Here is an 11378-nt window from a genome sequence, read left to right on the forward strand (position 1 = left end):
TTGTGGGGGTTAAAGTGATAGCGACAAGTTCCTATCTCCCAACGTCCGTGATCACAAATGATGACTGGGCGAAACGAGTAGATACTTCTGATGAATGGATCGTAAAGAGAACAGGAATCAAAACCCGATATTGGGCAAAAGAACAGACAACAAGTGATTTGGCAACAATTGCCGCAAAACGCTTAGTTGAAAAGAGTCAGATTAATCCTGAATCTATTGAATTTATCATTGTAGCAACGATGACACCTGATGCAGCAAGTCCTTCTTGCGCATCTCTTGTACAAGGAGCTATCGGAGCAACGAATGCTTTTGCGTTCGATGTGAGTGCAGCTTGTAGTGGTTTTGTATTTGCATTGTCTACTGGACTAAAGATGTTAGAACACGGGCAAAGAAAATACGGAATCGTCATTGGAGCAGAAACGATGCTTAGTTCACTCGATTGGGGAGACCGCTCAACGGCTATTCTCTTTGGAGATGGTGCTGGAGCTGTTCTTTTACAAAAAGATGAAGAGCCATTTTTTTTGGCGGAAACATTACAAAATGATGGACAGAAATCTGAGGCATTAGTCGCTGGAAAAAGAATGACAAATCAAACAGTTTCAACCATGACAATGGATGGTCGAGGCGTTTATGAATTAGTCAGCAAAACTGTTCCAGTCAATATCCAAGATACTTTACAAAAGGCTGGATATACAGCTGACGATATTGATTTGTACTTGTTACATCAAGCAAATCGTCGTTTAGTCGAACAAGTGGCTAAGAAATTAAAACAACCAATCGAAAAATTCCCAATGAATATCGATCATGTTGGAAATACTTCGGCTGCAAGTATTCCGATTTTATTTAATGAACTCGTAGAAAATGGAACATTGAAAATCGGAGAACATAAAAAAATTCTTCTATCAGGTTTTGGCGGTGGCCTTGCCTGGGGAAGTATCACAATCACATTATAATTTTTAAAATATTGGAGGAAAACACAATGACATTTGAAAAAATTCAAGCAATTATCGTAGATCAATTAGGTAAAGAGGAAGAAGAAGTACAATTAACTACTCGTCTTAAAGATGAATTAGACGCAGATAGCTTAGATTTATTCCAAATCATCAACGATATCGAAGATGAATTCGATGTAAAAATCGATACTGAAGAAGGTCTAGAAACAGTTCAAGACTTAGTGAACTACGTTGATAAACAATTAGCTGAAAAATAATCAAAAAAAGGATGGTAACACATGAAATCAAGAATCTGCGAAATGATTGGAATTGAATATCCGATTATCCAAGGAGGAATGGCATGGGTTGCAAATCCTGCGCTTGCAAGTGCTGTGTCTAATGCTGGCGGTCTAGGAATCGTTGCATGCGGACATGCTCCTGGCGAAGTCGTTAAAGGATTTATTGAAGAAATGAATCGTTTAACAGATAAACCTTATGGTGTAAATATTATGCTATTAAGTCCATTTGTTGATGAAGTAGTGGATGTTGTCTGTCAGGCTGGCGTTAAAGTGGTTTGTACTGGTGCTGGTAGTCCTGGCAAATACATGGCGAAGTTTAAAGAAGCTGGTATCACAGTTATTCCAGTTGTAGCTTCGGTTGCTTTAGCAAAAAGAATGGAAAAAGAAGGAGCAGACGCGATTGTAGTAGAAGGAATGGAAGCCGGTGGACACATTGGTAAGTCCACAACTATGGCTCTATTACCTCAAGTAGTAGATGCAGTGAGTGTACCGGTAATTGGTGCAGGTGGTATCGGAGATGGTCGCGGAATGGCGGCTGCTTTAATGTTAGGTGCCGATGCAGTTCAACTAGGAACAAGATTTTTGGTCTCTACTGAGTGTACTGCACATGACAACTTTAAAGCTTCTGTTTTAAAGGCAAAAGATATCGATACTGTTATTACTGGACAAATTACAGGTCACCCAGTTCGAGTTTTACGTAATAAATTAACGAAGATTTATCTTCAAGCGGAAAAAGAGGAAACTAGTAAAGAAAATCCTGATTTTGAACGTTTAGAAGAAATCGGACGTGGAGCACTGCGTAGAATTGTAGTGGAAGGAGATACTCAAATGGGATCAATGATGGCTGGACAAATCGCTGGTTTAATCTCAAAAGAACAAAGCTGTTCAGAGATTATTCAAGAATTGATGGCCGAATCTTATGAAGTCATCCAGAAAGAACTTGCACGTTTTTAATTAAATGAAAAAAGGGAATGGTGAAATATGCTTATTTAGCATATTTCCACCATTTTTTTTACAGCGCAATAGGAGGAAACTCATGAAAATCGCATTTTTATTTCCAGGTCAAGGAAGTCAAAAACCACAAATGGGCTTAGAAATTGCTGAGCACTTCGAGGTGGCTAAAGCTGTTTTTGAAGAAGCAAGTAACGTTCTGCCATACAGTGTGACGGACATTCTTTTGGAAGAACCTGCCACACGAATCAATCAAACAGAATATACGCAACCGTTGTTATTAACGGTTTCTCATGCATTAGCAAGCGTCTTAGAACAAGAAGGAATCACACCGGATGTGGCTGCTGGATTGTCTCTAGGTGAATATTCAGCGCTTGTGGAAGCAAGAGTCCTTGACTTCAAGGAAGCTCTAAATTTAGTCGCAAAACGCGGTCAATATATGCAAGAAGCGGTTGTAGAAGGCGAAGGGAAAATGGTGGCCGTTTTAGGTCTTGAAGACAATGTTATCGAAGACATTTGTCGTGAAGTTTCAAGATCAGAAGCTCTCGTAGTTCCTTCAAACTATAACACACCAGGACAATTAGTCATTGGTGGTCATGCAGAAGCAGTTGATGTTGCAAGCGAAAAATGCTTAGAAGCTGGCGCTAAAAGAGCTGTACCACTTGTGGTATCTGGACCTTTCCATACACCGTTAATGAAAGAAGCGAAAGTTCGCTTTGCTCCTGAGATGGAAGTGGCAGAGTTACAGGAGAGTAAATGCCCTGTATTAAGCAATACGCTAGGCACACCACATGAAGGCGTTCCTTCAAAAGACGTTCTCTGTGATCAAATTACAAATGCCGTGAAATGGAAACAAAATGTAGAGTGGATGCTTCAAGACGGCGTAGATGTCTTTATTGAAGTCGGTCCTGGAAAAACATTGACACAAATGGTGAAACAAATTGCTAAAGCAAAAGGTGCTTCTGTTCAATTATTCCAAACAGATAGCCTTAAAGCAATGACAGAAACCATTGAAAAAGTAAAGGAACTGAAAGGATAACGAAATGAAATTTAAAGATAAAACAGTTATTGTAACAGGGAGCCGTCGTGGGATTGGTCTTGGAATCGCATTAGAATTCGCTAAACTTGGCGCTAATGTTGTCTTAAACGGTACTCGTGAAATTGATGCAGAAACACTTGCTCAATTTGATGCTTATCCTGGTGAAGTGATGACATTTGTTGGAGACGTTTCGAAATTCGACGTAGCTGAAAGCTTTATTAACGAAGTAAAAGAGCGTTTTGGACGCATCGACGTGTTAGTCAATAACGCTGGAATTACGCGTGATGGTTTATTAATGCGTATGAGTGAATCTGATTTTGACGATGTAATGAATATTAACTTAAAAGGATACTTCAATATGATTCGTTTTGCGACTCCAGTTTTCGTAAAGCAAAAATCAGGAAGCATTATTAACATTACTAGTATCGTTGGGGTTACAGGGAATGCAGGTCAAGCAAACTATGCTGCAAGTAAAGCGGGGATCATTGGTTTAACAAAATCTGTTGCTAAAGAAATTGGTTCTCGTGGGATTACAGTAAATGCTATTGCTCCTGGATACATCGATACAGATATGACACAAGCATTACCTGAAAAGATTCGTAATGAGTGGGAAAAACAAATCCCAGTACGTCGTTTCGGTACAGTAGAAGACATTGCTGAAGCATGTGTGTTCTTAGCGGAAACAAAATACGTTACAGGACAAGTGTTAAACGTTAACGGCGGATTATACATGTAATCTCTTAAAGGAGGAAAACAATGAATCGAGTAGTAATTACAGGAATGGGAGCAATCACTCCTTTAGGAAATGATGTAGCTAGCTTCTGGGAAGGCCTTAAAGAAGGCAAGAACGGAATCGCTCCAATTACAAAATTTGATAAAAAAGATCTAGATGTTTATGTGGCTGCTGAAGTGAAAGACTTCGATGCTACAAAATACATGGATCGTAAAGAAGCAAAACGAATGGATTTATTCTGTCAATACGGACTTGCAGCAGCAATGCAAGCGGTAGAAGATAGTGGGATTACTCCAGAAAATACAGACTACGACCGTTTTGGTGTTATGGTGGGTTCTGGTATCGGTGGGTTAACCGTAATGGAAAGCCAAATCATCAAAATGCATGATAAAGGTCCAACTCGTGTAGCTCCATTATTTGTTCCAATGGCTATCGGTAATATGGTCGCAGGGAACATCTCAATGAAGATTGGTGCACGTGGTGTATGTACGTCATTAGTAACAGCCTGTGCGACAGGAACACATGCCATTGGGGAAGCGTTCCGTAACATTAAACATGGTTACTCAGATGTCATTTTAGCCGGTGGTGCTGAAGGTTCTATCTGTGAAATCGGAATTGCAGGATTTGCTGCTTTAACGGCTCTTTCAAGCAGCGAAGATCCAAATGCAGCTTCGTTACCATTTGACAAAAAGCGTGGCGGATTCGTAATGGGTGAAGGAGCGGGGGTTCTTGTTCTTGAAAGCCTAGAACACGCACAAAAACGCGGTGCTAAAATTTATGCAGAAGTCGTTGGATATGGTGCTACAGGAGATGCTTATCACATGACTGCTCCAAATCCTGACGGAAGTGGTGCTGGTAAAGCAATTCTACAAGCTATCGAAGAAGCAGGAGTAGCTCCAAGCGAAGTGGACTATGTGAATGCTCACGGAACAGGTACTCCAGCAAACGATTCTGCTGAAACAACTTCAATTCGTTATGCATTAAAAGAAGCAGCGGATAAGGTTCATGTGTCTAGTACAAAATCAATGACTGGTCACTTATTAGGAGCTGCAGGAGCAATTGAAGCAATTGCTTGCGTGAAAGCTGTTGAGGAAGATTTTATTCCACCAACGATTAATGTTACAGAGCAAGATGAAGCTTGTGATTTAGATGTAACTCCAAATGTTGGTGTTGCAACGAAAGTAGAAGTAGCGATCAGTAATTCACTTGGTTTCGGAGGACATAATGCCGTTATCTGTGTGAAGAAATGGAAGGATTAATACATGAATGTAGAAGAAATTAAAGAACTAATGGCTTTGTTCAATGAATCAAACATGACGGAGTTTCATTTATCAAACGAAGAGTTCGAAGTGCAATTTAGTAAACGTGAGGAATACCCTCAAGTCGTTTCTAATGCTGTTGCACCAGTTGCAAATGTGGCTAGTCCAGTGGAAGCAGCACCAGTGAGTGTCCCTTCTTCTGCTGAAACACAAGAAGCACCACAAGTCGCAACCGACGCCAAATACATTACAAGCCCAATCGTTGGGGTGGTTTACTTACAATCTTCACCAGATGCAGATCCATTTGTACAAGTGGGTAAACAAATCACTTCAAACGACACTGTATGTATTGTCGAAGCAATGAAAATCATGAATGAAATTAAGAGCGACTTCAATGGTGAAGTGGTGGAAGTCCTTGTAGAAAACGGCCAAATGGTTGATTTTGGACAAAAATTATTTGCGATTCGCTAAACCCAATTTTAGGAGGAAATAAAGATGAACATTATGACTGTAACTGACGTAGCTGAGTTAATTCCTAACCGTTACCCAATTTTATATATTGACCGTGTTGATGAATTAGTACCAGGTGAACACGTTGTGGCACGTAAAAACGTGACATTTAACGAAAGCTTCTTCCAAGGACATTTCCCTGGTGAACCTGTAATGCCTGGTGTGTTAATCGTTGAAGCATTAGCACAAGCTGGATCAATTCCATTATTGAAATTAGATTCTTTTAAAGGAAAAACAGCTTACTTAGGCGGATTAAACAATGTTAAATTCCGTCAAAAAGTAACTCCAGGAGATGTGTTAACACTTCAAGTGGATATCGTTAAATTAAAAGAATATGCAGGAATCGGTAAAGGCGTTGCTTATGTTGATGGTAAGAAAGTCGCAGAAGCTGAATTAACCTTTATTATTGGACGTTAAGCCTATGTTTAATAGAGTACTAATCGCAAACCGTGGAGAGATTGCTTGCCGTATTATTCGAGCTTGTCGTGAGTTAGGGATTGAATCGGTAGCAGTCTATTCCCAAGCGGATAAAGATGCTCTTCATGTACAATTAGCGGACCACGCTGTCTGTATTGGCCCAGCTGCTTCAAAAGATTCTTACTTAAACGTAGAAAATATTTTAAGTGCGGCTGTGACTACTGGCGCACAAGCAATCCATCCAGGATTTGGATTTTTATCTGAAAATGCGAAATTTGCTAAAATGTGTGCTGAATGTCAAATAACTTTCATCGGACCTTCTAGTGAAGTTATTTCTCAAATGGGAGATAAAGCAGAAGCACGTAAACAAATGATTGCTGCAAATGTTCCAGTTATACCAGGAAGCGATGATGTAGTGCCAACTGTAGAAGAAGGAATTGAACTGGCTAAGCGAATTGGATTCCCTCTGTTAATCAAAGCTGTCGCAGGCGGTGGAGGAAAAGGAATCCGTCGTGTTGAGTCTGTGGAAGAATTTGAACATCAATTTGTCACAGCTCGACAAGAAGCCTTACAAGCCTTTGGAAATGAAGATGTGTACATGGAAAGAATCATTTATCCTGCAAAACATATTGAAATACAAATCCTAGCGGATCAACATGGAAATGTGGTTCATCTTGGAGAGCGTGATTGCTCACTTCAAAGAAAAAATCAAAAAATCATTGAAGAAGCTCCAAGTCCTTCTCTTTCTTCTCAACTTAGAAGAGATATGGGAGAGGCAGCTGTCAGAGCTGCTAAAGCAGTAGGGTATCAAAATGCAGGAACGATTGAGTTTCTTGTAGATGAGGACAAACACTTCTATTTCATGGAAATGAATACCCGAATTCAAGTGGAACATCCTATTACAGAAATGATTACGAATGTGGATTTAGTCCAACAGCAAATTAAAATTGCTGCTGGAGAAGAGCTTCCATTTACACAAGAAGATATTACTTTTCAAGGACATGCCATTGAGTGTCGTTTAAATGCTGAAAATCCGTTTGAAGGGTTCCGTCCTTCTCCAGGAAAGGTAACTTTTCTCCATCAACCTGTTGGTGGAATGGGCGTTCGTATTGAATCTGCTCTATACACTGGCTATCAAATTCCACCTTTCTATGATTCGATGTTAACGAAGTTGATTGCACATGGTAAGACACGAGAAGAAGCGATTCTAAGAATGAAACGCATGTTATTTGAGTTAGTAGTAGAAGGTGTAGATACTAACCAGGAGTTTGTGGAAGATTTACTAGATTCTTCAGCATTCAAACGCGGTGATTATACAACCGCTTATGTTGAATCGGAATTTTTGAAACATTGGAATCAGCCTAAAGAGAATTAGAATGATTTAGTAAAGGAGTGATTAGATGGGTCTGTTTAAAAGACGATCGTATATCACCATCAATCGTATAAAAGTAGACTTATCTGAGCAGTCTGAGTTACCTACTGTACCAGATGGAAAGTGGATTAAATGTCCTGGTTGTGGTAAGACAGTCTACAAAGAAGATTTAGGAGCGCTTAAAGTTTGTCCAAATTGTGATGGGCATTTTCGAATTAGTGCTTCAGAACGTTTAGCCATTACGGTCGATAGATTCGAAGAGCTTTTTGAAGATGAAAAACCAAAAGTGGATGTAGCATTCCCAGGATACGAAGCGAAATTAGAAAAAGCAGCAAAGGTTGCTAAAGAAAATGAAGCTGTTACTGTCGGTGTTGCTACTATTGGAGAAGAAACCTTCATTTGTTGTGTCATGAATTCATTTTTTATGATGGGTTCAATGGGACAAGTTGTTGGTGAAAAAATCACCAAGGCTTTTCATGAAGGAATCAAACGCCAATTACCAGTAGTTATTTTTACTGCTTCTGGGGGAGCTCGAATGCAAGAAGGAATTTTTTCTCTGATGCAAATGGCTAAAATTTCTGGGGCGGTTGAAGAACATCATCAAGCTGGTTTATTTTATTTAACCGTATTAACGGATCCGACAACTGGTGGTGTAACAGCTAGCTTTGCGATGCAAGGAGACATTATACTTGCTGAACCTAAAGCCATCGTTGGATTTGCAGGGAAGAGAGTTATTGAACAAACAATGAATCAACAACTTCCTGGCGATTTCCAAACTGCAGAAACCGTACTAGAGCAAGGGTTTATTGATGCAGTTGTTCATCGCAAAAAAATGAAAAAAACGATTCATAAACTTCTTGTACTTCATAGAAAGGAGTCAAATGCATGAAACCAATGAAAATTGTTTCGTTGGCCCGTGATGTGAAACGTCCAACGACAAAAGAGTGGATAAAAGCTGTATTTGACGATTTCATTGAATTACATGGAGATCGTTATTATGCCGATGATAAAGCTTTAGTAGGTGGGATTGCTACTTTAAATGGAACTCCTGTTACCGTTATTGGGATGGAAAAAGGACATACTCTTCAAGAAAATCTCAAAACGAATTTTGGTCAAGTGCATCCTGAAGGGTACAGGAAAAGTGCACGATTGATGAAACAAGCTGAGAAATTTAATCGACCAGTTGTTACCTTTATCAATACTGCGGGTGCTTTCTGTGGGGCTACTGCGGAGGAACGTGGAATTGGAGAGGCCATTGCGGATAATCTCCGTATTATGAGTCATCTCAAAGTTCCTATTATCGCCATCCTTTGTGGAGAAGGAGGTAGTGGTGGAGCTTTAGGGTTGGCAGTTGCTAATGAAGTTTGGATGATGGAGTACGCGATGTATTCTATTCTTTCTCCTGAAGGATTTGCTTCTATTTTGTGGAAAGATGGATCCAAAGCTGCTCAAGCGGCTGAACTCATGAAATTTACTTGTCATGATTTACTAGATCAAAAAATTGTTGACCGGGTGATTTTTGAGAAGAAAAAAACTAATGAACAAATTGCATCAGAATTACGTGAGCAATTAAAAGTGCAGTTAGATTTTTGGATGAAGAAATCGAAAGCGGAGATTGTATCTCGTCGATTAGAACGTTTTAATCAGTATTAAGAATGAGTAAAATCAAGGAGCCTGACTTTGTTGTTAGGCTCTTTTTTGTTATACTAAAGTTACCATTTTCATTGGAGGGATCGTTTATGACACGTTTAGAAAAAGTAAGAAATTCCATGAAAGAATTAGAAATTGATGGATTCATTGTTTATAGTCCATACAATTTACGTTATTTAGCAAACTTTACGGGAACAACTGGATTTGCATTAATCACATTGACAGATGCTTATTTTGTAACAGATGCTCGTTATACACAACAAGCACAACAACAAGCACAAGGATTTCATGTGATTGAACACAAAACAGGTTGGGTTCCGGCGTTTGAAAAAATCATTCGCGAAAATGATTTAAAATTTGTAGGATTTGAAGCTGACCATGTTACAGTTTCTCAATTAGAAATTTTTGAAGATGCATTTGATACAGCATTAATTCCAACACAAAACATTGTCGAAAAAATTCGTGAAGTGAAAGATGCTGGAGAAATCCAAACGATTCGTGAAGCTTGCCGTATTTCAGACGCTGCATTTTTACATATTTTAGACTTCATCAAACCAGGTGTGACTGAAATCCAAGTGGCTAATGAATTAGATTTCTATATGCGTGGATCAGGTGCGACAGGAGTTTCATTTGATACAATCGTTGCAAGTGGAGTTCGTTCTTCAATGCCTCACGGAGTTGCGAGTGCGAAAGTGATTGAAACTGGAGACTTAGTAACACTAGACTTTGGTTGCTACTACAATGGTTATGTGTCAGATATGACTAGAACGATTGCAGTAGGTGAACCCATCGACCAATTAAAAGAAATTCACGATGTTGTCTTGCAAGCTCAATTAAAAGTGAGCCAAGCAGCAGGCCCTGGAAAAACAGGCGTAGAATTAGATAAAATCGCTCGTGATTATATCGCTAGTCGTGGATATGGAGAATACTTCACTCACTCAACAGGACATGGTATCGGTCTTGAAATCCATGAAGCACCAAATGTTTCTCGTATTGCAACACAAGCATTTGTACCAGGAAATGTGATTACAAATGAACCAGGAATTTATCTTCCAGGTGTGGGTGGTGTTCGTATTGAAGATGACATTATTATTAATGAAACTGGCGGCGAAGTCATTCAACAAGTTCCTCGTGAGTTAATCATCCTTTAAAATGGACTGTAGTTGTTAGAATACCTGTTTCATGGTAAACTAAATGAGACTGAGAAAATCTTTTAAAGAGTAATTTTCTAGTAAAAAAGGAGGTTACAAAATGGAACAAATGAAGAAATATTCTAAAGATAAAGAACTAGGAGCAATTGAAATTGCACCTGAAGTAATTGAAAGTATTGCAGGCATTGTAGCTGCACAAGTAAAAGGATTTTATCCTGTTCCTGGCTTTTTAAATACCATTTTTGGTGGGAAAGAATTATCTAAAGGGGCATACTTAACAGAGGAAAATGGAGCCTTTGTGATTGATATTTACGGAAACGTAGACTATGGGGTTTCAATTCCTAAAACAGCATTATTATTACAAAACAAAATTAAAGAACAATTGCTATTCAGTTGTGAACTTGTTATTTCACAAGTAAATGTTCATGTTCATGATATTTTACCGGTTAAGCAAGAAGAAACTGAATTATTTGAATTGGGGGATGAATAGTGAGTCGAAAACCATTAAAAAGACGAGCACTACGTGTATTGGCAATTCAAGCATTATATCAATTAGATATGACTCCTGAAATGCACATTGTGGATGCGCTCAGTCTTGCGTTGGAATGCTCAGAAGATTCACCTTATTCTAGCGATGCAATTACGGAAGAAGATTTATTAAACGAAGTTCCGGAAATTACTTACAGCATAGCATTAGTAAGAGGAGTACAAAATAATCTCGAAAAGATTGATGGATTAATTGAAAAACACTCTAAGAGATGGAAATTAAATCGTATTGTACGTTTAGACTTGATTATCATGCGAGTTGCAATCTTTGAGATGACTTCTCCAGAATTAGAAGTTCCACAAACTGTAGCGTTAAACGAAGCAATTGAAATTGCCAAAACATACAGTGATGAAAAATCAGCGAAATTTATTAATGGTATCTTATCAAACTTTGTAAATGGGTAAGATTCTACTACACGAAGAGTCTGAAGCAAACGTTTCAGACTCTTTTTTAAAACAGGATGCGAGAAAAGGCGCTTATAGGCGATGACGGTTCGCAGGTTGGCCGTAAGCGGTCAA

14 protein-coding genes are annotated in these 11378 nt (G+C 38.9%); all 14 read left to right on the forward strand.

All coding sequences use genetic code 11. From position 1 onward, the window contains the following. The first annotated feature begins 2 nt into the window (after window positions 1-2). The 14 genes from ADH99_RS02220 (at window position 3) to nusB (ending at window position 11264) form a co-directional block, all read left to right on the forward strand. Window positions 3-953 carry a beta-ketoacyl-ACP synthase III gene (locus tag ADH99_RS02220; protein ID WP_049554631.1) on the forward strand — a complete coding sequence of 317 codons (951 nt, stop codon included), beginning with the start codon at window positions 3-5 and terminating at the stop codon, window positions 951-953. 26 nt (window positions 954-979) lie between these two features. Continuing rightward, window positions 980-1210 (forward strand): acyl carrier protein, encoded by a 231-nt coding sequence (locus tag ADH99_RS02225; RefSeq protein WP_049554630.1) that lies wholly within the window; start codon window positions 980-982, stop codon window positions 1208-1210. Window positions 1211-1231: 21 nt separating this feature from the next. Then, window positions 1232-2185, forward strand: a complete 954-nt coding sequence (gene fabK / locus ADH99_RS02230; protein ID WP_049554629.1) for an enoyl-[acyl-carrier-protein] reductase FabK — start codon at window positions 1232-1234, stop codon at window positions 2183-2185. A gap of 82 nt (window positions 2186-2267) precedes the next feature. Next, complete coding sequence (gene fabD / locus ADH99_RS02235; RefSeq protein WP_065427288.1) at window positions 2268-3221, forward strand: ACP S-malonyltransferase; 954 nt, start codon at window positions 2268-2270, stop codon at window positions 3219-3221. Between the two features lie 4 nt (window positions 3222-3225). Continuing rightward, the gene (gene fabG / locus ADH99_RS02240; RefSeq protein WP_049554627.1) at window positions 3226-3957 is read left to right on the forward strand and encodes a 3-oxoacyl-[acyl-carrier-protein] reductase; all 732 of its coding nucleotides are present in this window, start codon (window positions 3226-3228) and stop codon (window positions 3955-3957) included. Window positions 3958-3977: 20 nt separating this feature from the next. Next, window positions 3978-5213 carry a beta-ketoacyl-ACP synthase II gene (gene fabF, locus ADH99_RS02245; protein ID WP_049554626.1) on the forward strand — a complete coding sequence of 412 codons (1236 nt, stop codon included), beginning with the start codon at window positions 3978-3980 and terminating at the stop codon, window positions 5211-5213. Window positions 5214-5216: 3 nt separating this feature from the next. Next, on the forward strand, window positions 5217-5684 hold the full coding sequence (gene accB, locus ADH99_RS02250) for an acetyl-CoA carboxylase biotin carboxyl carrier protein (protein ID WP_049554625.1): 468 nt from the start codon (window positions 5217-5219) through the stop codon (window positions 5682-5684). A 24-nt stretch (window positions 5685-5708) separates the two neighbouring features. Next, window positions 5709-6140: a 3-hydroxyacyl-ACP dehydratase FabZ gene (gene fabZ, locus ADH99_RS02255; protein WP_049554624.1), complete on the forward strand. Its 432-nt coding sequence runs from the start codon at window positions 5709-5711 to the stop codon at window positions 6138-6140. A gap of 4 nt (window positions 6141-6144) precedes the next feature. Next, entirely contained in the window at window positions 6145-7515 is a 1371-nt protein-coding gene (locus ADH99_RS02260) for an acetyl-CoA carboxylase biotin carboxylase subunit (RefSeq protein ID WP_049554623.1), read from the forward strand. 25 nt (window positions 7516-7540) lie between these two features. Next, window positions 7541-8401 carry an acetyl-CoA carboxylase, carboxyltransferase subunit beta gene (gene accD / locus ADH99_RS02265; protein ID WP_049554622.1) on the forward strand — a complete coding sequence of 287 codons (861 nt, stop codon included), beginning with the start codon at window positions 7541-7543 and terminating at the stop codon, window positions 8399-8401. Then, window positions 8398-9165: an acetyl-CoA carboxylase carboxyl transferase subunit alpha gene (gene accA, locus ADH99_RS02270; RefSeq protein WP_049554621.1), complete on the forward strand. Its 768-nt coding sequence runs from the start codon at window positions 8398-8400 to the stop codon at window positions 9163-9165. Before accD ends, accA begins: the two co-directional genes overlap by 4 nt. Before the next feature lie 86 nt (window positions 9166-9251). Next, a complete protein-coding gene (locus tag ADH99_RS02275; RefSeq protein WP_049554620.1) occupies window positions 9252-10313 on the forward strand; it encodes a M24 family metallopeptidase in 1062 nt (353 codons plus the stop codon). A 100-nt stretch (window positions 10314-10413) separates the two neighbouring features. Continuing rightward, window positions 10414-10803, forward strand: coding sequence for an Asp23/Gls24 family envelope stress response protein (locus ADH99_RS02280; protein ID WP_049554619.1), 390 nt, complete (start codon window positions 10414-10416; stop codon window positions 10801-10803). Then, window positions 10803-11264 (forward strand): transcription antitermination factor NusB, encoded by a 462-nt coding sequence (gene nusB / locus ADH99_RS02285; protein WP_049554618.1) that lies wholly within the window; start codon window positions 10803-10805, stop codon window positions 11262-11264. Before ADH99_RS02280 ends, nusB begins: the two co-directional genes overlap by 1 nt. Window positions 11265-11378: the final 114 nt, after the last annotated feature.

The organism is Granulicatella sp. 572.rep1_STHE (assembly GCF_001073445.1).
GTDB classification, from domain to species: Bacteria; Bacillota; Bacilli; order Lactobacillales; family Aerococcaceae; genus Granulicatella; species Granulicatella adiacens.